The organism is Amycolatopsis decaplanina DSM 44594 (genome assembly GCF_000342005.1).
Lineage (GTDB): Bacteria > Actinomycetota > Actinomycetes > Mycobacteriales > Pseudonocardiaceae > Amycolatopsis > Amycolatopsis decaplanina.
In genome coordinates this window covers 190,100-215,174 of sequence record NZ_AOHO01000047.1, presented here as the reverse complement: position 1 = coordinate 215,174, position 25,075 = coordinate 190,100, and the positions used below count along the sequence as shown (strand labels likewise).

The following is a 25,075-nucleotide window of genomic DNA, read 5'->3' as shown; positions in this document are numbered from 1 at the left end:
ATCAGCTTGACCGTGACGCTGTCGTGCTGGGTGTCGACCGCCTCCTCCGGTGGTGCCCGGACCAACGCGACGTTCCCGATCCTGCCGCCGACAGGATGTGGGCACGGAGGTGCGGCGGGTCGAGTACCTCAGCCCCGAAGACGACTGGCGCTTGGCCGTCGCCCTCGAAGGCTGCGCCGGGTCACGTCATCGCGACCAGGGTCCGCCGCTTGCCCGTGAACGGCTCGCGTCCGTGGGCCATCAGCATGTTGTTGATCACCATGATGTCACCCGGCTGCCACGGGAACGAGTAGCTGACCGCGTCGTACGTCGCCTTGATCGTGATCAGGTCCGCCTGCGGGATCGGCGAGCCGTCGGCGAAGAACGCGTTGCGGGGCAGGTCCTCCTCGGGGTACAGCTCCAGCAGCGCCTCGCTGACCTCCTCCTCCAGGCTCGAGACGTGGAACAGGTTGGCCTGGTTGAACCACACCATCGCGCCGGTGTGCGGTTCCGCGACAAAGGACGGACGCACGTGCCGCGTGCGCAGGCCCTCGTCGGTCCACTCGTACGTCTGCCCGTTGCCGGCGCAGTAGTCCGCCACCACCTGGCGGTCGTCGGTCTGGAACGCCTCCTGCCAGGTCAGCCCGAGACCCTCACGGAACGCCCGTGTGTAGGTGATGCCGCCCGAGAACCGCTCACGCAGGCCCGCCGGCAGCAGGCGGTACATCGCGCGACTGTCGGCGATCGGCGTCGCGCCGCCGGTTTCGGCCGCGGTGTCGCACAGGAAGAACAGGCGGGCCGGCCAGTGCGCCGAGTAGGAGCTCTCGTTGTGCATCGGGATCGACTCGGCCGGCGGGTACTCCGTCGAGGTGTAGATGTTGCCCGAGACCGCCGACCGCGGGGTCGACCGTTCCGTGTACGTCAGCAGCGAGCCGCCGATCTCCTCGGTGACCTGGTTGAACACCGCCAGGTCGGCCGGCATCCCGCGCAGCAGGATCGCGCCGTGCTCGCGCAGCCGGTCCTGCAGCACTTCGCGGTGCGCGCGCACCCAGTCCAGGCCCGTGGCCGCGTACACGGTGAGCTTCGTGTGTTCGTTGCCCTCGACGTGACCGAGGTTCGCCGCGAGTTCGGCGGTCATGACTCCTCCAGTTCGAATCGGATCAGCTTGGCGGCCTCGGCGTGCAGCGCGGCGAGGTCTTCGGTGTCGGCGAACCCCGCGGCGAGCACGTTCACCGCGTAGATCTCCTGGTCGTCGGTGAGCAGTTGGCCGGGGCGCACGATCGTGACGACCTCCAGAACCTCGGGCAGGTCTGCGACCTCGTCGGTGCCGTCGACGCGAACCAGCCGCCCGGCGCCCTCGGCGTAGAAGATCAGATAGCCCACTGGCACCGGCAGGCCCGCACCTCGCGCGGGCGGTGGCGTGCCCAGTGCCAGCGACACGGCCTCGGCGACGACGTCGATGCCGGTCGCGAGCTTCAGCAGCACCGGCTGGGCGCCGCCGGCCGGACGGCCCGCGTTCACCTCGACGACCGCCGGGCCCAGCTCGGCGTCGTCGATCAGCTCCACGTGCGCGCAGGTGTTGTCCAGACCCAGCGCGAGCGCGGCGGCCGTCGCCGCCGCGAACAGCCTTTCGGTGTCCTCTTCGGACAGTTCGAGCGGCGGGCAGACCATGCCCAGCTCGAACTTGCGCTCGTCGATCAGCGGCTTCTCCACCACGGCCACCGGCTCCGCGACGCCGTCGCGCACCAGGACGTCGACCGCGTACTCCGGCCCACGTAGCAGGCCTTCCACGAGAAACACCTTCACCGGGTCGATCGGCGACGGTCCGCCACCGATGAGCCGGTGGTACCGGGCGTCCTCCGACAGCGGCAACCGCTCGGCCAGCAGCCGGTACGCCGCCGCCAGTTCGTCCACAGTGGACACCGTACGTACGAGATTGCTGGCCGCGCCGTTCACCGGCTTGACGATCGCCGGGAGCCCGACCGCCGAAGCCACCGACGCCGCCTCGGACTCGGCGGAGATCAGCGCGCAGCGCGGCCCCGGCAACCCGGCCGCGGCCAGCACCTGCCGGACCGCGAACTTGTTGTGCGTGACGGTGAACACCGACGCCGGGCAGCGCGCGACGCCGAGCAGCTCGGCCGCACGGGCGACGCTCGCGATGATTCCCTCGGCGGCGGTCACGACCCCGGCCGGACGCGCGGTCCGCGCTCGGATCGCCTCGGCGACGGCTTCGGCGTCACGGACGTCGTCGACGACGACGAAGCCGTCCACCAGTTCCGTCAGCTGTGCCTGCTCCGCCGGTTCCAGGGGCTGGGTGACCAGCTCGGCCCGCAGGCCGGTCGCGTGCACAGCGGCCACGACGTCGGCGATCCACTGCCCGGCGGTCTCCCGGACCACGAACGCGGTGTTCACACATCCTCCAGATCCAGCCGGATGAGCTTGCTCGCCTCCGCGTGCAGGGCGGCGAGATCGTCGTGATCGGCGAACCCGGCCACGACGAGGTTGACCGCGTAGGTCTCCTGTTCGTCGGTGAGCACCTGCCCCGGCGAGACGGTGGTGACGACGTCGATCACCTCGGGCAGCTCGGCGATCTCGTCGAGCCCGCCGATCCTCGTCAACCTGCCCGAACCGGCCGCGTAGAGGATCAGCATGCCGAGCGGGATCGGCAGTTTCGCGGGTTCCCGCACCGGCGGCGGAGCGCCCACCGCGAGCGCCGCCAGCTCGGCGAACACGTCGATGCCGGTGCGCAGCTTCGCCAGCAGCGGCATGATCGACCCGGCCGGCCTGCCCGCGTTGACCTCGACGATCGTCGGGCCGCGGTCGACGTCGTCGATCAGCTCGACGTGGGCGCAGGTGTTGTCGAGACCCAGCGCGCGGACGGCGGCGACCGCCGCGGCGGTGACCAGTTCGGCCCGGTCGGCGGTGAGCCCGGCGGGCGGGCACGACAGCGCCAGCTCGAACTTCCGCTCGTCGATCAGCGGTTTGTCGAGGATCTCGACCGGCTCGGCCACGCGATCGCGGACCAGCACGTCCACCGCGTACTCCGGGCCCCGCAGAAACCCTTCGACCAGAAACGTCTTCGAAGGATCAACTGTCCCCAGTGGACGGTGGTAGCGCGGATCAGCGGACTTGGGCAGCCGCGCGGCCAGCAGCTCGTACGCGGCCGCCAGTTCGTCCACAGTGGACACGGTACGGACGAGGTTGCTGCCGGCCCCGTTGACCGGTTTGACGATCGCCGGGAGCCCGACCGCCGAAGCGACCGATGCCGCCTCGGCGGCCGACGAGATCAGGGCGTGCGCGGGCCCGGGCAGCCCGGCCGCGGCGAGGGCCTCCCGGACAGCGAACTTGTTCGCGCACAGGGCGAACACCGACGCCGGGCAGCGCGCCACCCCGAGCAGCTCCGCGGCGCGGGCGGTGCTCGCGATGGCGCCGTCCGAGCCGGTGAAGATGCCGGCCAGCGCACCGCCGGCGATCTCGCGGACCTTCGCCGCAACGGCTTCCGGGTCGTGGACGTCGTCGAGCGCGACGACGTCGTCCACCACGCCGTCCAGCGCGGCCCGCTCGGCCGCGTCCATCGGCGGGGCGAGCAGCACCACGCGGTGCCCGGCCGCCCGCATCACCGGCGCGACCTCGCCGACCCAGTGCCCGCGGGCCTCCCTGACCAGCACTGCCGTACTCATGCGGCCTTCTTCCCCGCGAGCTTGCGCTCACGTTCCTGCGCCCCTACGAGATCGTCGGGCAGCGAATCGGGCACCTCGGTGTCGAACCGGCGCAGCCGCCGCATCGAGAACCCGCCCACGTTGATCAGAAGCAGGATCAGCGCGAAGACGACGTAGGCGAGCCCGATCCCCCGGGTCTCGCCGGTGCCGAGCACGGCGCCGACCGACCCGGTCAGCGCGCCGCCCGGCGCCAGCAGTGGCGAGAACCACCCGACGGCCAGCGGCGCCAGCACGGCGAACCCGATCGGCAGCGTCGACCACGTGATCGTCTGGTTGATCGCGAACACCCGGCCGTGGAACCGCTGCGGCACCTTGACCTGCACCAGCGTCGCGTAGATGCCCTGCGACACGGACATCGCGGCGGCCAGGAGGAACACCCCGGCCGCGACGACGATCAGCGACGGCCGCAGGCCCATCACCAGGCTGCCGAGCGCGATCCCGACGTTGCCGGCGAGCACGCCGACCATCCGCCGATGCCGCGGGCCGCCCCACAGCGCCATCCCGATCCCGCCCGCCACCGCGCCGAGGGCCTCGGCCAGCGCCACCTGCGCGACGTCGGTGACCGAGCCGAACGACAGCACGAGCGGCGAGACCAGTACCAGCGCGGGTGCGAGGAAGACGTTCGCCAGCGCGAAGTACAGCAGCATCGTGCGGAAGCCGCGGTGGTTCCACGAGTACCGCAGCCCGCCCGCGATCGCCGTCAGCAGCGGTTCACGCGGGCGCCAGCCCATCAGATCCGGGAACCGCACCAACAGCAGGCCCACGATCGCGAACACGTAACTCGCCATGTCCAGGATCAGGATGCCGGACAGCTCGATCGCCGCCAGCAGCCCGGCCGCGAGCACCGGCATCAGCAGCTGGGCGAAACCGGTGGACAGCTGCGCGAGGCCCATCGCGTGACCGAGGTACTGCTTGGGCACCAGCTGCGCCACCGACGATTGATAGGCGATGCGCTGGAACGACGAAGCCACCGACCCGAGCGGGATCAGCACGTAGAACAGCCACAGCTGGACGTGCCCGGTGATCAGCAGCAACGCCAGGACCAGCTGGATCCCGCCGGCGATGCTGCTGGCCGCGATCATGATCCGCCGCCGGTCGCCGCGGTCGACCAGGGCACCCGCCACCGGCAGGACGAGCACGCCGAACAACAGCGCGAGCGCCCACAGCAGGCCGAGGTCGGCGACCGAGCCCGTGCGGGTGTAGAGCCAGATCGGCACCGCGAACGACGTCAGCGCCGAGCCGGTCGAGGACACCAGCTGCCCGATCGTGATCGTGACGAACCGGCCCATGCTCGGCCGCACCGCGGGCTTTTCGTCCACAGTGGCCCGATGGGTCTCGTGCACCGCCCAGGCCGCGTCTTCGCCGCGGGCCCGGACGTCGAGCTCGCCGGGATCGTCCAGCGCCGGGTGCACGCGCGTGACGATCTCCGCGAGTTCGTCGGCCCGGTAGCGCAGGAAGAAGTGCCCGGCCCGGTCGAGCACCACGAGCGCGGTGGTGTCGGTGAGGAACTCCCATTCCCGGTACCGCTCGGCGTAGTAGTCGGTGACCGGGTCCTCGGAGCCGACCACCGACACGATCGGCGCGCGCAGCTTGGCCACGCGGGCGTCGAGCAGGCCGCTGAAGTACTCCTCGGCGGCGCGGCTGTCGGCGCGCATGTTCGTGATGATCCGGTCTGCCTGCGCCGGGTCGAGGTCGTCGGTGTCGACGCCCATGCCCTTGAGCCAGTTCGAGTAGTACCGGTTGCTGCGCAGCTTCTCCAGCCGGGTGCGCAGCGTCCCCACCGCGCCCTTCATGCGCGCGAATGGGAAGATCGCGCCGATGTAGACGACCTCCAGCTCGCGGCCGCGCTCTTCGAGCAGCCGGGCGACGGCGACGGCGAGCGCGTTGCCGACACCGCAGTGACCGTAGATGGCCAGCGGGCCGTCGACGCGGTCGAGGATCTCGTCGGCCAGCCGCTCGACCAGGTCGTCGAAGGGCAGGGCTTCTTCGGACAGTCCGACGTCGTGGCCGGGGATGGCGACCGAGTAGAGCGAGTAGCCCTCCGGGAGCGCGTCGGCCAGTGGCTGGTAGACGATCGCGCTGCCGCCGCCGTAGGGGAAGCAGACGTAGGTCAGCGTCCGCTGCGCCGTCGGCTTGGTCAGCTCGTACAGCAGGTGCCGCGGCCGGTCGGTGGTGTCACCGTCCATGAAGGACGCCAGCTCGCGGATCGTGCGGTGCTGGAACAGGTCCATGACACCGACCTGGCCGGCGCCCTCCTTGCCGATCCGCGCCACCACCTGGGTGGCCAGCATCGAGTGGCCGCCGAGGTCGAAGAAGTCGTCGTCGACGCCCAGTTCGTCCACTTTGAGCACGTCCCGCCAGATCCCGGCCAGCAGGATCTCGGCCGGAGTCGACGGCGCGACCAGCTCCTTGGTCGCGTCCCGGGACGCGACCGGAGCGGGAAGCGCCTTGCGATCGAGCTTGCCGTTCGGGGTGAGCGGGAGCTCGACGAGCGGGACGAACGACGGTGGGACCATGTAGTCCGGGAGGCTCTGCTTGAGCGCCGTCCGCAGCGCGCCGGGCTCGGCGTCGCCGACGACGTACCCGACCAGCCGCTTGTCCCCCGGTGTGTCCTCGCGGACGATCACGGCGGCATCGCGCACACCCGGCTGGGCGCGCAAGGTCGTCTCGATCTCCCCCAGCTCGATGCGGAGGCCTCGCAACTTGACCTGGTGGTCGATCCGGCCGAGGAACGCGATCGTCCCGTCCGGGCGCCAGTGCGCGAGGTCGCCGGTGCGGTACATCCGTCCACTGTGGAACGGGTCGGGCACGAACCGCTCGGCCGTCAGCTCCGGGCGATTGTGGTACCCCAGGGCGAGACCGACGCCGGCGATGTGCAGTTCGCCGGGCACACCGACCGGGCATGGTCGCCCGGCACCGTCGAGAACGTAGATCCGGATGTTCTGGATCGGCGCTCCGATCGGCACCGACGCGACCTCGGCGAGCGCGGCGGGCGTGCAGTGCCAGGCGGTGACGTCGATGGCGGCCTCGGTCGGGCCGTAGAGGTTGTGCAGCTCGCAGTCCGGCAACCGCCGGGTGAACTCGCGGGCGGCGTCGAGCGGCAGCTCCTCACCGCTGCACACGACCCGCCGCAGCGCCGTACAGGTCTCGACGCCTCCTTCGGCCAAGAAAAGCGTGAGCATCGACGGCACGAAGTGCGCGGTGGTGATGCCTTCGGACGCGAGCAGCTCACGCAGGTACGCGGCGTCCTTGTGGCCGCCGGGTTCGGCGAGCACGAGCCGCGCACCGGTGATCAGCGGCCAGAAGAACTCCCAAACCGACACGTCGAAACCGGCCGGGGTCTTCTGCAGCACCGAATCGGTGCCGTCGAGGCGGTACGCGCGCTGCATCCAGTCGAGCCGGTTGACGATGCCGCGGTGACCGTTGGGCACGCCTTTCGGCAGGCCGGTCGAGCCCGAGGTGTAGATGACGTACGCCGGGTCTTCCGGTCCGGCGAGAGCTTCGGGCGGGGTGCCCGGTTGCCCGGCCGTCTCGGCAGGGTCGGCAGGGTCGGCAGGGTCGTCTACGACAACGACGGTCGCTTCCCCCGGCGGCAGCGTTTCACGCAACGCAGCCTGCGTCAGCACGACGGGCGCGGCCGCGTCCCGCAGCATGAACGCCAGCCGGTCAGCCGGGTACTCCGGGTCGAGCGGGACGTACGCGCCACCGGCCTTCAGCACGCCGAGGAGCGCGACGACCAGCTCGAACGACCGCTCCGCGAACACCCCGGTGAGCACGCCCGGTCCGACGCCGAGGCCACGCAGCCGGTGCGCGAGCCGGTTGGCCCGCTCATCCAGCTCGCGGTAGGTCAGCGACTCGCCGCGGAAGGTCACCGCGGGCGCGTCCGGCGTCCGGGCGGCCTGCTCCTCCACGAGCGCGTGCAGCGTGGTCTGCGGGAACTCGGCCGTCGTGGCGTTCCAGCGCTCCAGGACGAGTTCGCGCTGTCCGGCGTCGAGAATGTCCACTTCGGACAGCCGACGGTCCGGGTCGGCGACGATCGAGCGCAGCAGCGTGACCAGCCGCCCGGCCATCCCGGCGACCGTGTCCGCGGTGAACAGCGCGGTGTTGTAGACGAACTTGCCGATCAGCCCGCGTTCGACCTCGATCGCGTGGAACTCGAAGTCGAACCGGGTCGCGGGCAGATCCATCGGCAGCCAGCGGAAGTCCACATCGGACTCTCCGGCCGCGCCCATCCGGCCCATCTCGTAGTTCTGCAGCACGAACATCGCCTGGAACACCGGCGAGCGGCTGACGTCGCGCGGCACGCCGAGCGCGCTCACCAGCCGCTCGAACGGGACGTCGGCGTGGTCGAACGCGTCCAGCACGTGCCGCCGGGTGCGTTCGAGCAGCTCGGCGAACGACGGGTCACCCGCCAGCTGGGCACGCAGGGGAAGCATGTTGATGAACATGCCTGCCACGCCCTCCAGCTCGGGCAGGCCGCGCCCGGCCGACGACGAGCCGATCGCGAAGTCCTCCTGGCCCGAGTACCGCGACAGCAGCACCTGGTAAGCGGCCAGCAGGGTCATGAAGAGCGTGACCCCGTGCCCGCGGCTCAGCTCGCCGAGGGCACGGGCGAGGTCGCGCTCGACGAAGAACTCGTGGATCGCGCCGTCGAAGCTCTGCTTGGCCGGCCGGGGCCGGTCGGTGGGCAGCTCCAGGGGCTCGACCCCGGTGAGCTGCGCCCGCCAGTGCTCCAGCTGCCGGTCGAGTTCGCCACCGGTGAGCGTGCGGCGCTGCCAGTGCGCGAAGTCGCCGTACCCGATGCTCAGCGCGGGCAGCTCGGCCGTGCCGCCGGTGCTCAGGGCGTGGTACTGCGCGGCGAGGTCACGCAGCAGCAGGTCGACCGACCAGCCATCGCCCACGATGTGGTGCGTGCACAAGACCAGCAGGTGCTCCTCGTCGGACACCCGGGCCAGGGTCGCCCGCAGCAGCGGGCCCGTGGCCAGGTCGAACGTCTCGGCCGCGGCGGCGTCGACGGCGGCGCGGGCCGCTTCCGCGCTTCCGGCATCCACAATGGACAAATTAACCGTGACCGACGGTTCGATGTGGACGGTCGGCTGTCCGTCGTCCCCGGCCGGGAACCGCATCCTCAGCGCCTCGTGCCGGACAGGCAGGGTGTCCAAAGCGGACTGGAGCGCGGCGACGTCGAGTCTGCCGGTCAGCCGGATCGGCACCGGGATGTGGTAGGACCCGGTGCCCGGCGCGAACTGCTCCATGAACCAGACGCGTTCCTGCTGATACGACAGCGGGACGACGGCGTCGCCGGGGCGCGGCGTGATGGTCGCGGCGGGCTCCGTGCGCCGTCGCAGCCGTCGTTCGAGCAGGGCGCGGCGCGCGGCCGCGCTGGTTTCGTCGATCGTGGTCATGAGTGCTCGCCTTCGGCCAGCTGGCGCTGGACCTCTTCGTCGCTGAGCTGGTCGAGGTCCTCGGCGAGCCGCCGCTCGATCTCGGCGGCGAGCCCGGCGACGGTGGTGAGGGTGAACAGCCCTCGCACCGGGATGTCGACTTCGATCTGTTTGCGGAGCCGGGCCATCGCGCGGATCGCCAGCAGCGAGTTGCCGCCACGGGCGAAGAAGTCGTCGTGCGCGCCGAGGTCGTCGATGCCGAGCAGGTCGCCGAGCACCTCGGCGACGAGTTCTTCGGCCGCGGTCCGGGGTGCGACGTACGCCGGCGCCTCGCCGGGTTCGGGATCCGGCAGCGCGGCCCGGTCGAGTTTGCCGCTGGCCGCCATCGGCAGCACGCCGAGCGTCACGAACCGGGTCGGCACCAGGTATTCCGGCAACGTCTTCCGCAGGGCCTCGGCCACCCCCTCGGTGCTGCCGACGACGTAGCCGACGAGCGTGTCGCCGCGTACCGACACGGCCGCGTCCCGTACCTCCGGCAGCTCACGCAGCGCCGCTTCGACCTCTCCGGGCTCGATGCGGTAACCGCGCAGCTTCACCTGCTCGTCGATGCGGCCGAGGTACTCGAGCGTGCCGTCGCGGCGCCAGCGGGCGAGATCGCCGGTCGCGTACATCCGGCCGGACGGGCCCTCTACGAACTTCCCTGCGGTCAGCTCCGGCAGCCCGAGGTAGCCGCGGGCGAGCTGCGACCCTGCGATGTACAGCTCGCCCGGGACACCCGGCGGCACCGGCTGCCGCCGCTCGTCGAGGACGTACACGCGGGTGCCGGGCACCGGGCGGCCGATCGGGACGGGTCCGGACGGCAGCTCGTCCCCGGGTTCGATCCGGTGCACGACGCAGCCGACCGTGGCCTCGGTCGGGCCGTACTCGTTGACGACGAGCGTGCCGGGGTGCCGCTCCCGCCACGGCTGGACGGCCTCGGCGGTCAGCGCTTCGCCACCGAGCACCAGCTCACCCGTCGGGAACAGCTCCTCGGCGAGGATGGCGAGGTGCGTCGGGGTCGCCTTGACGAATGTCGGACGGCCGCCGTCGGCCACCACGCCCCCGGCGATGAGGGTGCCGAGCAGCGTCGTCACGGTGAGGTCGAACGACGGCGACGTGTGCAGCAACGCCCGTCCGGCCAGACCGGGGTACGCCTCACGCGCCCACGCCAGGTACGTGTCGACGGCCCGGTGCTCGACCTCGACGCCCTTGGGCCGCCCGGTCGAGCCCGACGTGTAGATCACATAGGCGACGTCGCCCGGCCCGGCCGCCGGTTCCGGGTCCTCGGTGGCCGCGGCGGACCACTCGGCCGGGTCGTCAAGGGCCAGCGTCTTGGTGTCCAGTGTGGACTTTCCGGTGACCAGCACGAACGGGACACCCGCGTCGGCGAGGATCAGCGCCTGCCGGGGGGCCGGGTTGGCCGGGTCGAGCGGGACGTAGGCCGCGCCGCTCTTCAGCACCCCGAGCACGCCGGTCAGCAGGTCCGCCGAGTTCGGCACACACACGCCGACGACGGTGCCGGGACCGGCGCCCAGCTCGCGCAGCCGGTGTGCGACGCGGTTGGCTCGCGCGTTCAGCTCGGCATACGTCAGGCGAACCTCGCCGAAGTCGACGGCGGGCGCGTCCGGGGTCCGCCGCACCTGGGCCTCGAACCGGGCGGGCACGGTGCCCGAAGTGGACACTGCGGGCGCCGAGTTCCAGCCGGTCAGGACCAGCTCACGCTCGGCGTCCGACAGCAGTGGCAGGTCCGCGACCGACCGATCCGGATCGGCCAGCGCCGCGGTCAGCAGCCGCAGGTACCGCTCGGCCACGGCTTCGGCGGTCTCGCGGTCGAACAGGTCGGTGCGGTAGACGAGCCTGCCGTCCACGGCGGTCAGGTCGATCGCGATGTCGTCCTTCGCGGTGGCCGAGCGGATCGGCTCCAGTCCCGAGTCGGGCAGGAAGTTGAACCCGAGCTGATACAGCGCCTGCACGCCGGGGTCGCGCTCGGCCCCGACCGCCTCGGCGACCGCCTGGAACGGCACCTGACTGTGGTCGATCGCCTCCAGCAGCGTGGTCCGGACCCGGCCGACCAGCTCGGTGAACGCGGGTGTGCCCGAGCAGTCGACACGCACGGCCATCTGGTTGACGAACATGCCGATCAGGTCGGCCAGCTCGGGCAGATCGCGGCCGGCGACCGGGACGCCGACGACGATGTCGTCCACTCGGGACAGTCGCGACAGGAGTGCCGCATAGCCGGCCAGCAGCACCATGAACGGCGACGCCGAGAGTTCCCGGCCCAGCTCGCCGACCCGGTCGATCAGTCCGTCCGGGAGGGCGAAGTCCACCTGGTCACCGGCGAACGTCAGCTCCGCCGGCCGCGGCCGGTCGGTGGGCAGGCCGTGCACCGGCGGCAGCCCGGCGAGCTGCGTCCGCCAGTAGTCCAGTTGCTCACGGGACGTTTCGAGCTGCCCGCGCTGCCAGGCCGAGTAGTCCGGGTACTGGATGGCCAGCTCGGGCAGCTTCGGCTCGCGGCCCTCGAACACGGCGTCGCACGCCTCGCCCAGCTCGGTCCCCAGCACCAGCACCGAGCCGGCGTCGAACACGGTGTGGTGCACGACGAACGTGAGCACCCACTCGTCGTCGGCCATGCGGCACACCTGGGCCCGCCACGGCGGCGGCGAGTCGAGCGGGATGGCCCCGCGTGAGACGGCGCCGACGAGTTCGGCGAGCCGGTCACCACGGGCGTCGGCGGGCAGGTCCCGCAGGTCGTGCACCTCGGGCTCGATCGGCACCTCGGCGTGCACCACTTGCACGAGCGCGCCGCCGTCCATGCGGAACGACGTGCGCAGCGCCTCGTGCCGCCCGACGATGACGCCGAGCGCGGTGCGCCATTGCGCCGCGGTCAGCGGGCGGTCCAGCCGGGCCTGGCAGTGCAGGTTGTACACCGGGGACGCCGGGTCGAGCTGGCCGGACAGCCAGATCCGCTCCTGCCCGAACGAGGCTGGGAACGTCCATTCCTTCGTGTCGCTCATGATTTCCTGTTCTCAGTGTCTGTTGGTCTATCCAGGTGAGCGCCCAGCCGGATCACGCGTGCGTCCAGCCGGATCACGCGTGCGCCGAGCCGGAACACGGTGCGGAATCCGGCCTCACGCGTGTTCGGCCCCCAAGCACGCGTGTTCGCTGGGGTACGGGCACTTTCCGGGCACATCTCGGCTCAGCGCTCGAGCTTCGGGATGGTGGTCCGGGCGGGTTCGGCGGGCGCCTCGGCGTTGCCGGCGCGCAGCTCCTCGATCCGCTCGACCAGAGTGGCCACTGTGGACGCTTCGAACAGCGTCTTCATCGCCAGCCTCGTGCCGGTGGCCTTGCGCACCTGGGCGATGAGCTGGATGGCGACCAGCGAGTTGCCGCCGAGAGCGAAGAAGTCGTCGTGCACACCGATCTTCTCCACGCCGAGCAGCTCGGTCCACTGGCGGGCGATTTCGGCCTCCAGGTCGGTGCGCGGGGCGACGTAGTCGTCCTCCGACACCTTCACCGGCGCTTCGCCGGGTTCCTCCAGCTCATCGGCGCTGACCCGGTGATCCATCAGCTCTCGCACCGGGAGGGTGCTGATCACCACCTGCCCGCCGAGGCCGGGGGCCAGCGCCCGGACGAACGCCTCGGCACCGTCCACCGGCCGGATCCCGGTCGACGTCGCCACAGTGTCCACAGTGGACATAGAGGACGCCGAAGTCAGGCCGCCGCCGACGGCGTCCTGATCGACCTGGCGCAGCACGAAGTCCTCGATCGTGACGAGCACGCGGCCGGTCTCGTCGCACAGCGAGAGGTCGGCCGCCACCACCTGGTCGCCGCCGGAGTCGCGGTAGCGCAGGTGGCTGCGGAAACTCGCCGGGAGCGCGTCGTGCACGACGATCCGGCCGTAGCTCATCGGCAGGTAGGTGCCACTCCCCCGGCCGCGGCCGAACGCGGTCGCGACGTCCAGCAGTGCCGGGTGCAGCCCCCACGCGCCGACGTCACCCGCCGCCGCCTCGGGAGCCGTGATCGTGGCCAGCTCCTCCTGTGCGCCGATGCGATGTTCGCGCAACGCCGCCCAGCGCGGCCCGAAGGTGACCATGCTGGTGCGGCCGGTGCCGAAGCCGTGCCCGTCGTCGATCGGCTCGGTCCGCCCGGTCACCGCCTCGATGTCCACAGTGGACGTCGCCCCGGCCGCGATCCACCCGGCGGATCCGCGCACGTGGGTCCGGCTCGCGCCGGCGACGTGGCTGGTCACGGTGAAGTCGTCGCCGTCGAACTCCACGCGGTACTCCGCGGTGGCGCCGTCCGGGACGCCGAACGGCTCCAGGAACGCGACGTCCCGTAGCTCGACGACGTGCCCGTCACCGGGCTTCGGGAGCGCCGCGGCCACCGCCGCGCGGACGGTCTCCAGGTGTCCCGTGCCCGGTACCACCGGCACCCCGGCGATCCGGTGCTCGTCGAGCAGCCAGTGCGTGGCCGCCGAGACGAGCCCGTGCGCGCCGTCCTCGGTGCGCACGGTGAGCACGGGGTGCTCGACCGGGCCGAGTGCCCGCGACCGGGCGGTGCGGATCGTGGCCGGCGCGGCCACCTCCGCGGCCATGCCGACCTCGTCCCAGCCACCCCAGGCATGCGAGACCAGCCGTGCCCGCCAGCCGTGGTCGCCCCGCGCGTAAGCGTCGAGGAAGTTGTTGGCGGCGCAGTAGTCGACCTGCCCGATGCCACCGGCCACCGCGGTGATCGACGAGCACAGCGCGACGAAGTCCATCGGCAGGTCGGCGAACGCCTCGGCCAGAGCCAGCGTCCCGGCGATCTTCGGGGCCAGCACGGCCTCGGCCGCGGCCCGCTCCTTCACCTCGGCGACGCCGCCACCGGGCAACCCGGCGGCGTGCACGATCCCGTCGAGGCCGCCGAACTCACGCTCGGCCAGTTCACGCACCTCGCGCAGGCGCGCCGCGTCGGTGACGTCGGCGGCGGCGACGTGCACCACCGCGCCCGCGGCCTCCATCCTCCGTACGGCGAGCATCGTGCGCCCGGCGCGATCGGTGCCGCCGTGCGCGGCGAGGTGCGCGTCCCACTCCGCCCGCGGCGGCAGCCCGGTGCGGGCGAGCAGCACGAGCTTCACCCGCACCCGGCGGGCGAGGTCCTCGGCGAGCGTGATGCCGATGCCGCCGGTCCCGCCCGTGATCAAGTACCGGCCGCCGTCTCGCAGCACCGGCTCGGCGCTCGCGGGCAGTTCGAGCTGGGTGTAGTCCAGCACCCAGCGACGGCCGGCCCGCAGCGCGACCTCGGCCGCCGCGTCGGCCGGGCGGAACAGCTCGGCGACGACGTCCTGCGGGCGGGCCGCGTCAGCGTCGACAACGTCGATCCGGCGCACCACCGTGCCCGGGACCTCCAGCGGCACCACCCGGGCGATGCCGGCGAGGGTCGCGTGCTCGGGGCGGGTCAGGTCGGTGCCGGTGACGTCGGCGGTGCCGGTGCTCACCACGTCGATCCGCACCGGCTCACCCCAGGCCTGGATGAGGTTGAGCAGGCTGAAGAATCCATGGTCCTGGGCGGCCATACCGCGCTCGTCCCCGGCCAGCGTCCAGGCGTGCACGACCCGCTCGGGCCGGGCGGGCAGCGCGGCCACGAGCGCGTCGTAGTCCTCACGCACCCCGGGCCGGACGGTGAATCCGGTCTCCGTCGCGGCGAACCCGTCGCCGGGTCGCACCTCGGTGACCGTCACACCCGCGTCGCGCAGCAGTCCGGGCAAGACGTCGTCGGCGGCCAAGACGAGCGCGGTCGCGAAGGGCTCGCGTCTCAGGTCCGGTTCCGCCTGCCGCCACGCCGGGACCGCGAACCACTCGGACAGGGGCAGCGGACCGCTCGGCCGCGCGGGCTGGGTGGCCGTGACCGGGTCCGGATCGACCCAGTACCGCTTGCGCGCGTACGGGTAGCCGGGCAGCGGGACCCGGTGGCCGGGCGCGCCGAACGTCCGCGGGTCCAGGGAAACCCCGTTCGTCCACAACAGACCGGCCGCGCCGTAAAGCGTTTCGACGTCACCGATGCGCTCGGTACGGCCCGGCAGGCTCGGCTGCGGCGCGGGCATGCCCTTCGGGACCTGGCCGCGGGCCAGCCCTGCCAGCTGATGACCCGGGCCGCATTCGACGAGCGCCCAGCGGCCGCCACGCTCGAACAGAGTCTTCACACAGTCGCCGAACCGGACGGCCTGACGCAGGTGGGAGGCCCAGTAGGCGGGGTCGGTGGCCTGGACGTCGGTGATCCAGTCACCGGTGACGTTCGACAGGAACGGCAGCGCGGGCGCGGTGCGGGCGACGGCGGCGACGGCCTCGGTGAACTCGGCGAGGACCGGGTCCATCATCGGCGAGTGGAACGCGTGCGAGGTCACCAGCTCGCGGCACTGCACGCCACTGGCCTTGAGTGTCGCCGCGAAATCCGCGACCGCGTCCGACGGCCCGGCCACGACGCACGTGCCGGGCCCGTTCACCCCGGCGACCGCGAGGGTGCCCGGCAGCCGCGTGGCGACGCTCTCCTCGTCGAGCTGGACGGCCAGCATCGCTCCGGCGGGCATCGACTGCATCAGGCGGCCGCGCGTGGCGACCAGGTTCAGCGCGTCCGGCAGGGTGAAGACCCCGGCGACGGTGGCGGCGACGTACTCGCCGACCGAGTGACCGATCATCGCCGCGGGCCGCACGCCCCAGCTCTGCCACAGCTTCGCCAGCGCGTACTCGACGACGAACAGCGCGGGCTGGGTCACGCGGGTTTCCCGCAGCGCCTGCTCGCCACCGGGCCGGAAGATCAGGTCGCGCAGCTCCGGCAGCTCGGGTTCGAGCAGCCGCAGGCATTCGTCGACGGCCGCGGCGAACACCGGCTCGGCCTGGTACAGCTCGGCGCCCATCCCGGCGTACTGGGAACCCTGCCCGGGGAAGAGGAACGCCACGTTCGTCTCCCCGGCCTGTGCGGACACGAGGCGCCGGGGGTCCCGCAGCCCGTCGACCGCGTCCTCCGGGTCACGGGCGACGACGACCGCGCGGTGCGGGTACTCGGTGCGCCCGGCGGCGAGGGTGTGGGCCACGTCGGCGAGATCGAGGTCGACGTCCCCGGCCAGCCGCTCGGCCAGCCGATCGACCGCGGCCGAGAGCGCTTCCGCGGTGTTGGCCGATACCCGCAGCAGGTGCGCCGGGTGCGGCGTCCGGGACCGCTGCGGGCTCGGCGCCTCCTCCAGCACGACGTGCGCGTTGGTGCCGCCGACACCGAACGAGCTGACGCCCGCCCGCCGCGGCACCGGGCCCGCCTCCCACTTCGTCACCTCGCGCGCCGGGTAGAACGGGCTCGCCGGGAAGTCGATCCCCGGGTTGGGTTCGTGGTAGTTGATGGTCGGCGGGATCAGGCCGTGCTCCATGACGAGCACGGCCTTGATCAAGGAGACCACGCCCGCCGCCTGCGACAGGTGGCCGATGTTGCTCTTCACCGAGCCGATCGCGCACCAGCCGGTGTCCACGACCCCGTTCCCGTACACAGTGGACAGTGCGGTGATCTCCATCGGGTCGCCCAGCGCGGTGCCGGTGCCGTGCGCCTCGACGTAGCCGATGGTGCGCGGATCGACACCGGCCATGCCGACGGCCTGCGCGACCGCCTCCGTCTGCCCGGACACGCTGGGCGCGGAGAAGCCGACCTTGGTGGCGCCGTCGTTGTTGATCGCGTTGCCCAGCACGACGCCCCGGATGTGGTCACCGTCCTCGATCGCCTGCGACAGCCGCTTCACCAGCACGACCCCGGCGCCGCTGCTCCAGACCGTGCCGTTGGCGCCGGCGTCGAACGCGCGCACGTGACCGTCCGGCGAGGTGAAGCCGTCGACGCCCATGTAGCCGATGCCGTGCGGCATCTCCAGATTCACCCCACCGGCCAGCGCCATGTCGCACTCGCCGTTGCGCAGTGCCTCGCAGGCCAGGTGCACCGCGACCAGGGACGTCGAGCAGGCGGTGAACACCGCGAGGCTCGGGCCGCGCAGGTCGAGCTTGTACGACACCGAGGTCGTCAGGTAGCTCGGCTGGTTGCCGGTCGAGATGCCGATACCGCCGTGCTGCGAGGCGAGGATCCGCTCGTTGTGGAGCAGGTTCTCCATCAGGTAACCGGTGCCTCCGGACCCGCCGTAGACGCCGATCGCGCCGTCGAAACGGGACGGGTCGTAGCCCGCGTCGGTCAGCGCGGCGTGGCACGACTGGAGGAACAGCCGATGCTGCGGGTCGGTGATCTCGGCTTCACGGCTGGTCATGCCGAACAGCTCCGCGTCGAACTCGTCGAAGCCGTCGACCACGGCGGTGGCGTTCACCCAGCTCGGGTCGTCCACAGTGGACGGTGCGGCGCCGCGGGCGATCATCTCCTCGCGGGTGGCGGGCACGATCGACTCGACGCCGTCGACGAGGTTGCGCCAGAACTGCCGCGCGTCACGCGCGCCGGGTACGCGCACGTCCAGTCCGACGATCGCGATCGGTTCGGCTCCGGGATCGCCGGTGCCGGTTTCGGGGAGGTGGGTCACGGTGGTGCTCCTATCCGGGGCCGGCCGGGCCGGCGGTGCGACGGGGTCTTCTGGTCTGGATGCGGCCGCGGCGGGCGGCGACGCGCTCGGCGGCGCGGGCCAGCTCCGGGCCGGCGGCGCCGCCGGAGTGCAGGTGTGCGGCGAGGGCGCGGACGGTGGGGTGGCTGAACAGGTCGACCATCGGGATCCGGCGGGCGAGCCGGGCGGTGACCTGGGCGTGCACCCGGGCCAGGGCGAGCGAATGCCCGCCCACGTCGAAGAAGTTGTCGGTGTGCCCGACTTCGGCGACACCCAGGACGTCGCACCAGGCACGAGCGATCACGGCCTCGGTCGCGGCGAGCGCCGCCGGGTCCGCGGCCACCGACGACGGCCGTGCCCGGGCGCGGGTCGCCGCGCCCGGCGCGGCGGTGCGGACGCCCGCCCGCGGCAGCTCCGGCACGCTCGTCCCGACCGGCGCGTCCGGCGCCGCGGCCAGCGCGCCGAGCAGAGCGACGTAGTCCTCGGCGAGCCCGGCCATCCGGGCGTGGTCGAACAGGTCCGGGTTGTACAGCAGTTCGACGCCGTCGTCGTGGACGTACACCGTAAGGTCGAACGGCGACCCCGGCTTGTCGACCGGCAGCCACGCCGACCGCGCGCCGGGCAGCTCCAGCCGCGGCTCGGTGAAGTTCAGTACGTTGAACATCACCTGCACGAGCGGGGCGTGCGCGGGATCACGGGGCACGCCGAGCGCCTCGACGAGCCGCTCGACCGGCGCGGCCGGGTGCGCGGTCGCGGCGAGGAGTTCCGCGCCGCCGTCGCGGACGTGCGCGGCGAAGTCCGCGGCGTCGTCGGCTCGCAGCCGCACCGGCACGATGTCCACGAAGAACCCCGCGACCTCCTGGCACTCGGCGAGCTGCCGGTCCGCGACGACCGTGGCGACCAGGTGGTCGGTCGCGCCGGTGAGCCGCCGCAGCAGCTGGCCGAACGCGGCGAGCAGCACCCCGGCGCGCGTCGTGCCGGTGCGGGCGGCCAGTGCCCGGACCGACTCGGCGGCGCCGTCCGGAAAGGACTGACGCAGGCTCGCGCCCCGGTAGGTCTGCACGGCCGGTCGCGGCCGGTCACGTGGAAGGTCCACTGTGGCCGGTGCGCCGGCGAGATGTCCGGTCCACCAGGCGACGTCGACGGCCTCCCGGCGTTCGTCGCGTCGGGCCCGCCACACCGCATAGTCCGCATAGGACGCCACCGGCGGCGGCAGCGGCTCGCCCCGGTAGGCCGCCGACAGGTCGGCGCACAGCAGGTCCTGCGACCAGCCGTCGAACACCGCGTGATGCAGCGTGAAGCCGAGCACGTACTCCGTCTCGCCGAGCCGGTAGAGCCGCACGCGCCAGGGAGCCTCGCGGTCGAGGTGCACCGGCGTCGCGGCGTCGGCGGCCAGCCGGGCCCGCAGACCGTCCTCGGTCACCGGCGCCACCGGCAGCGGAACGTCCGCCGGCGGCAGGCGATCCGCCAGCGGCGCGCCGTCGACGGCCCGGATCCGCCAGCGGAGCACGTCGTGCCGCTCGGTGACCGCGCGCAAGGCGTGGCGCAGCGCGTCGACGTCCAGCGCGCCGGTCAGCCGGAACGCCATCGCGATGTTGTACGGCGCGGCGTCCGGGGCGAGCTGGTCGAGGAACCACAGCCGCCGCTGCTGCGGGGACAGCGCGGGCGCGTGCCCGGTGGTCAGCCCCGGCCCGGTCAGCGGCGACGCGGCCGCGACCCGCCGGGTGAGCCCGTCGAGAGTGCCACCGGCGAAGACGTCCTCTGTGGCGACGTCCGCGGCCAGCTCCGCCCGCAGCGCCGCGACCAGGCGCATCGCGGCGATCGAGTTCCCGCCCGAGGCCAGGAAATCCGTCCCCGCGCCGGCGCCGAGCACTCGCCGCCAGATGGCGGCGACCGCACGTTCGGCCGGGGTGCCGAGCGAGCCGAGGTCCTCCCGTTGTCCCGCCAGCGCCGCTTCGGCCAGGTCACGCAGCGCGGGCCGGTCGATCTTGCCGGTGACCGGGTTGACCGGCAGGCGGTCGAGCACCCGGACCGCGGCCGGGCGCATCGCCGCGGTGAGCCGGTCCCGGCCGAGTGCGTCCACATCGGACGGTGCGGACGCCGGTGCCAGGAAGGCCACCAGCCGGGTTCCTGACGGCCCGGGGACGGCCGCCACGGCGGCGGCGTCGACGTCCGGGTGAGTCGTGAGCGCGGCCTCCACCTCGCCCAGCTCGATCCGCTGGCCGCGGACCTTCACCTGCCGGTCGGCGCGGCCGGCGAACTCGAGACGGCCGTCGGGCAGCTCGCGGGCCAGGTCGCCGGTGCGGTAGAGCCGTTCCCCCGGCGTGAGCGGGTCGTCGACGAACTTCGCGGCGGTCAGCTCCGGGCTGCCGAGGTAGCCATCCGCGAGACCCGGACCGCCGATGAGCAGCTCGCCGATCTCGCCCGGCGCGACCGGCCGCAGCTCGGCGTCCACGACGTACGCCCGGTGGTTCGGCGTCGGGCGGCCGAGCGGCAGTGGGTCGGCGGGGATGCCGGTGACTTCGTCGGTGACGACCACCACGGTGGTCTCGGTCGGGCCGTAGACGTGGAAGAACCGCCGGCCCGGCAGCCAGCGCGCGGCGAGGTCCGCGGGCACCGGCTCGCCACCGCAGGCGACGACGCGCCAGCCGGGAACGGCCGCGGGGTCCACCATGGACAGCAGCGTCGGCGTGACGAAGCCCCACTCGACCTCGTGCTCGACGAGGAACCGCCGCAGCCGTTCGGGGTCGGCCCGGTCGGCGGCGCCGGCGAGCTGCACCGCTCCGCCGTGCGCCAGCGGGACGAACACGTCCATGGTGAAGGCGTCGAAGGCGAGCGAGGAGATGCCGAGCGTCCGGGTGCCGGGCCGGATCCCGAGGGCGGCGGCGAACCCGGTGACGAACGCGACCACGTTGCGGTGACTGGTCAGCACGCCCTTGGGGCGGCCGGTGGAGCCGGAGGTGTAGAGGAGGTGGACGAGGTCGTCCGGCCTGGCGGGGCACTCGGCGGGCCCGTCCGCGGGCGGGGGCACGTCGAGAGCCTCGATGCCTTCCGTGGCACCGAATTCGGCCCGCGCGCAGTCACCTACGACAAGGGAGATCCCGGCGTCCGCGGCGATTTCGGCCAGCCGCGCCTTCGGGCCGCCGGGTTCGAGCGGCACGTAGGCGGCTCCGGACAGCAGCACGCCCACGACGGTCGAGATCAGCTCCGGCCGCCGGTCGGCGCAGACGCCGACGCGGGTGCCGGGCCCGGCACCCCGGGCCCGCAGCAGCCGGGCGACGCCGGTTGCCGACGCGACCAGTTCGCGGTAGCTGAGCCGGGCGTCACCCTGCCGGACGGCGACGGCATCCGGGGTGCGCGCGGCCTGGGCGAGGATCAGCCCGGTGAGCGTGGTGTCCGGATAGGACAGTGGCGGGCCATGTCCGCCCGTGACGGGCAAGGTGTCGGTCACCGAGCGCTCCCCTGGTCGGTTGTGCGGTGAGGCAGTGGGTCGATCCAGTGCCGCTCCCGCTGGAACGGATAGCCCGGCAACGGGACGCGGCCCGATTCACCGCCCGCGAACCGCGCGGCCCACTCGACCTCGCCGCCCCCGGCCCAGTGGACAGCCAGGTCCCGCCCCGCCCCGACCGGACCTTCGACGTCGGTTCCGTTCGCCAGCAGCGCATCGAGCGCAGCGACCGCCGACTCGACCGAGTCCGCCACCACGGCGGCCCGGCACGCGAACGCCCGCCGGACCGAAAGCGTGTACGCCGCGTCCCTGAGGTCCGGCGCGTCCGTGGCGAGCCGGTCGCGCAGCCGGGACACCGCCTCGCGCAGCGCCTTCGCGTCACGCGCGGACACCGGCAGTACGAACGGACCGCTCGCCGCCGGCCGTGGTGGGACGGCAGGGGCCTCCGCCACGATCACGTGCACGTTCGTGCCGCCCATTCCGAACGAACTGACCCCGGCCACCCGCCGCTCGCTGACGGGCCAGTCGGTGGCCTTCGCCGGGACGTACCAGGGACCGCCCGCCAGGTCGACTTCCGGGTGCGGGGCCGTGAAGTGCAGGCTCGGCGGGATGACGCCGTGCCGCACGGACAACACGGCCTTGATCAGCCCGGCGACGCCGGCCGCCGCGTCGAGGTGCCCGATGTTCGTCTTCACCGAGCCCAGCGCACACGTTTCCGGCGGCGCGTCCCGGTAGACGCGGTTGAGCGCGGCCACCTCGATCGCGTCACCCAGCGGGGTGCCGCTGCCGTGGGCTTCGAGCAGCGCGACCTCGTCCGGGGCGACCTCCGCGACGGCCAGCGCCTCGGCCACCGCGGCCGCTTGCCCGGCCGGTCCCGGCACGGCGTAGCCCGCGCGGTCCGGGCCATCGTTCGTGATCGCCCAGCCGGGCAGCACGGCGTAGACGTGGTCGCGGTCGGCGAGTGCGTCCGCCAGCCGCCGCAGCACGACCACCCCGGCGCCCGAGCTGAACCCGGCGCCCGCCGCGGCGACGTCGAACGCGCGGCACCGGCCGTCCGGCGAGACGAGCCCGCCGCCGCGGTACCGCGGCCACGTCACGCTCACCCCGCCGGCCAGCGCGACGTCGCACCGGTAGTCCGCGAGGCTCTGCGCGGCCAGCGCCACCGCCGCGAGCGAGCTGGAGCACGCGCTCTGCACGGCCACCGCCGGCCCGGTCAGCCCGAGCCGGTAGGCGACCTGGCCGGGCAGGTGGTCGGTGAGCTGGCGGCCGGTCAGCCGCCCCTCCCAGTCGTCCGGGTCGACGTCGCCGGTCACCGCCGGGTTGCCGAACAGGTGGAACAGGAAGTAGCGATTCACCGAGGCGGCCGTGAACACCCCGACCGGCCCGGTCTCGGCGGCGGGGTCGCGTCCCGCGTCCTCGAGTGCCTGCCACGCCGTTTCGAGGAACAGCCGGTGCTGTGGATCGGTCCGCGCGGCCTCGTCGGCGGTGAACCCGAAGAACCCGGCGTCGAACTCCTCGACACCCTCGATCCGGCCACCCGCCCGCACATACGCCGGGTCGGCACGCAGGCCCGGCCCGATGCCCAGCGCCGCCAGCTCGTCGTCGGCGTAGTCGTGGATCGAGTCGACGCCCGCGCAGAGGTTCCACCAGAACGAGGCGGCGTCCGGCGCGCCGGGGAACCGGCAGGCCAGCCCGACGACGGCGATGAGATCACCGGACGGCTCCTCCGCGGTAACAGGCGGCTGAGTGTCCGAAGTGGACTGCGTGAGCCAAGTGGCCTGCCCGGCGATCGTCGTGCGCTCGAACAGGGCGAGCAGCGGGACGTCCACCCCGAACTCGTCGGCCAGCCGCGCCTGCACCCGGCCGAGCCGCAGCGAGTCGCCGCCGGCGTCGAAGAACGCCTCGGTGCGCCCGATCCGGTCACGGTCCAGCACCGCGCACCAGATCCGGTGCACGCGTTCTTCGGCCGGGGTCAGCCGCTCGGCTGGGACGGTCGCGGCCGCCCGCGGGTCCGGAAGCGCCAGTTCGTCGAGTTTTCCGGTGACGGTCAGCGGAAAACCGTCCAGCACCGCGACAGCCGCGGGTACCGAATAGCCGGGCAGGACGTCCGCCAGCGCGGCCCGCAGCACCCGGCCGTCCGGACGCGGGACGGCCGCGGTCACGTAGGCGAGCAGGTCGCCGTCGCGCACGATCGCGCGGGCTTCGGCCACGCCGGGCTGTTCGGCGAGCCTGGCCTCGATCTCGGTCAGCTCCACCCGGAAGCCGCGGACCTTGACCTGCCGGTCGAGCCGGCCGAGGCAGACGAGGTTCCCGTCCGGCAGCAGCCGGCCGAGGTCGCCGGTCCGGTATCGACGGCCGCCATCGGCTGTCACCCCGAACGCCGGGCTCGGCTGGTCGAGGTAACCGTCGACGAGGTGCCGTCCGCGCACTTCGATTTCGCCGCTTTCCAGCATGGTGAGGGTGAACCCGGGCAGCGCGCGCCCGATCGGCAGCGGCCCGTCGGCGTCCGGGCCCAGCTCGGCGGCGGTCGTCCGGTAGTGCGCGGCGAAGGTCACCTCGGTGGCGCCGTAGCCGTTGACGAACACGCACTCCGGGGCGAACCGGCCGCGGCGGACGTCGGCGTGGGTCGCCTGCTCGCCGCCGAGCAGCACGGTCCGCACGGACGGGAGGCCGGTCTCGCCGAGAACGTCGAGCAGGTGCCGGTAGACCGTGGGCGTCGAGTGGTAGACGGTCACCTCGTGCCGGGCCAGCTCGCGCGCGGCGTGGGCGAGGCCGTGCGCGCGCAGGTCGACCGGCACGAGCGCGGCGCCGCTGAGCAATGCCGGGTAGAGGTCCGGGATCGCCGCGTCGAAGCCGAACGACGCGAGCAGGCTGAGCCGGTCGGCCGCGGTGATGCCGAGCGCGGCGATCTGGTTGTCGACGACGTGCAGGAGGTTGCGATGGGTCTGCGCGACGGCCTTCGGCCGGCCGGTGGACCCGGAGGTGAACAGCACGTACGCCGGGCTGTCCGGATCGGATTCGGGCACCGGAAGCGGCGCGGTCTCCGTGCCCGAGCGCACGAGCCGCGCGGATCCGTTGCGACACAAGGACTCCGCCAGCTCGATGTACCCCGGATCCGCGAGCACGGCGGTCACCCGCGCGGCCGCGAGCTGGTACTCGAGACGCTCCCGGGGGAAGGTCGGGTCCAGCGGGACGTAGGTGCAGCCCGCGGCGAGGGTGCCGAGGATCGCCGCGATCGCGGCGCTGCCGTGCTCGGTGACGAGCCCGACCCGCTCCCCCGGCCGGACATCGGCGTCGCGCAACCGCAGCGCGCGGCCGCCCGCGAGCCCGGCGAGCCGGGCGTAGGTGAGCCCGGTGCCGTGCTCGAAGACCGCGATCCGGTCGGGCGATTGCCGGACGTGCACGTCGAATCGGCTGACGCAGCCGGCTTGTGTCATCGGGCGTCGAGCAGTCGCTCCGAGGTTTTTCGGGCGCGCGACAACAACGGCGTGGACTTCATCTTGCTCCCCAGTGACCATTCAGGCGAAGAATTACGCAAGGTTAAGACGACCGGCCGCGCCGAGGAATACGAATTCCGTTGATTTAGCTCGAATGGCCTACCGATCTTGGACCATATGTTGCAACTATGCAGGTCTTCCAGTCCAATCAGCGACCCGGACGGCATTTCGCGCCCGACTTTTCGGCCACCATCGACACTCGAATGACTACCTTCAGTAAGGCGTCGGATATTAACCGACACCGTGCCGCACGAAATACGTTTACAAACAACCAGAACGTGAATTCATTGCAATCGATTCAGAAATACGATTCCCGATCGCGCAGGACTTCCCGGAACTCGATCGCGGCATCCGAGACATACTTACGTCCGTCGTAAAGTTACGCTCGACCGAGACAGGAGGGGCACTTGAACGTCAACGCCGCGACCGTGTCCCTGAACGTCGAGAACGTCCTGGTG

The 25,075-nt window shown here is 72.6% G+C and carries 8 protein-coding genes; all 8 read right to left on the bottom strand.

Features of this window, described 5'->3' with window-relative positions:
* Positions 1–181: 181 nt before the first annotated feature.
* The 8 genes from H074_RS12430 to H074_RS12395 all read right to left on the bottom strand — a co-directional run bounded on the left by H074_RS12430 (position 182) and on the right by H074_RS12395 (position 24,557).
* Positions 182–1,117, bottom strand: a complete 936-nt coding sequence (locus tag H074_RS12430; protein WP_007030389.1) for a TauD/TfdA family dioxygenase — start codon at positions 1,115–1,117, stop codon at positions 182–184.
* Positions 1,114–2,391 (bottom strand): ATP-grasp domain-containing protein, encoded by a 1,278-nt coding sequence (locus H074_RS12425; protein WP_007030388.1) that lies wholly within the window; start codon positions 2,389–2,391, stop codon positions 1,114–1,116. The genes H074_RS12430 and H074_RS12425 overlap by 4 nt, the downstream gene beginning before the upstream one ends.
* Entirely contained in the window at positions 2,388–3,659 is a 1,272-nt protein-coding gene (locus H074_RS12420) for an ATP-grasp domain-containing protein (RefSeq protein ID WP_039922257.1), read from the bottom strand. Before H074_RS12420 ends, H074_RS12425 begins: the two co-directional genes overlap by 4 nt.
* Positions 3,656–9,103: a non-ribosomal peptide synthetase/MFS transporter gene (locus tag H074_RS12415; protein ID WP_007030386.1), complete on the bottom strand. Its 5,448-nt coding sequence runs from the start codon at positions 9,101–9,103 to the stop codon at positions 3,656–3,658. The genes H074_RS12420 and H074_RS12415 overlap by 4 nt, the downstream gene beginning before the upstream one ends.
* A complete protein-coding gene (locus H074_RS12410; RefSeq protein WP_007030385.1) occupies positions 9,100–12,135 on the bottom strand; it encodes a non-ribosomal peptide synthetase in 3,036 nt (1,011 codons plus the stop codon). The genes H074_RS12415 and H074_RS12410 overlap by 4 nt, the downstream gene beginning before the upstream one ends.
* Positions 12,136–12,317: 182 nt before the next feature.
* Complete coding sequence (locus tag H074_RS12405) at positions 12,318–17,654, bottom strand: type I polyketide synthase (RefSeq protein WP_007030384.1); 5,337 nt, start codon at positions 17,652–17,654, stop codon at positions 12,318–12,320.
* Positions 17,655–17,664: 10 nt separating this feature from the next.
* Positions 17,665–21,123, bottom strand: coding sequence for a non-ribosomal peptide synthetase (locus tag H074_RS12400; protein ID WP_007030383.1), 3,459 nt, complete (start codon positions 21,121–21,123; stop codon positions 17,665–17,667).
* Complete coding sequence (locus H074_RS12395) at positions 21,120–24,557, bottom strand: beta-ketoacyl synthase N-terminal-like domain-containing protein (RefSeq protein WP_007030382.1); 3,438 nt, start codon at positions 24,555–24,557, stop codon at positions 21,120–21,122. Before H074_RS12395 ends, H074_RS12400 begins: the two co-directional genes overlap by 4 nt.
* Positions 24,558–25,075 lie beyond the last annotated feature (518 nt).

What these genes read in the sequence shown, in the direction of transcription:
- H074_RS12430 (WP_007030389.1), bottom strand. Translation starts at nt 1,117, where the DNA reads ATGACCGCCGAACTCGCGGCGAACCTCGGTCACGTCGAGGGCAACGAA.
- H074_RS12420 (WP_039922257.1), bottom strand. Translation starts at nt 3,659, where the DNA reads ATGAGTACGGCAGTGCTGGTCAGGGAGGCCCGCGGGCACTGGGTCGGC.
- H074_RS12415 (WP_007030386.1), bottom strand. Translation starts at nt 9,103, where the DNA reads ATGACCACGATCGACGAAACCAGCGCGGCCGCGCGCCGCGCCCTGCTC.
- H074_RS12410 (WP_007030385.1), bottom strand. Translation starts at nt 12,135, where the DNA reads ATGAGCGACACGAAGGAATGGACGTTCCCAGCCTCGTTCGGGCAGGAG.
- H074_RS12395 (WP_007030382.1), bottom strand. Translation starts at nt 24,557, where the DNA reads ATGACACAAGCCGGCTGCGTCAGCCGATTCGACGTGCACGTCCGGCAA.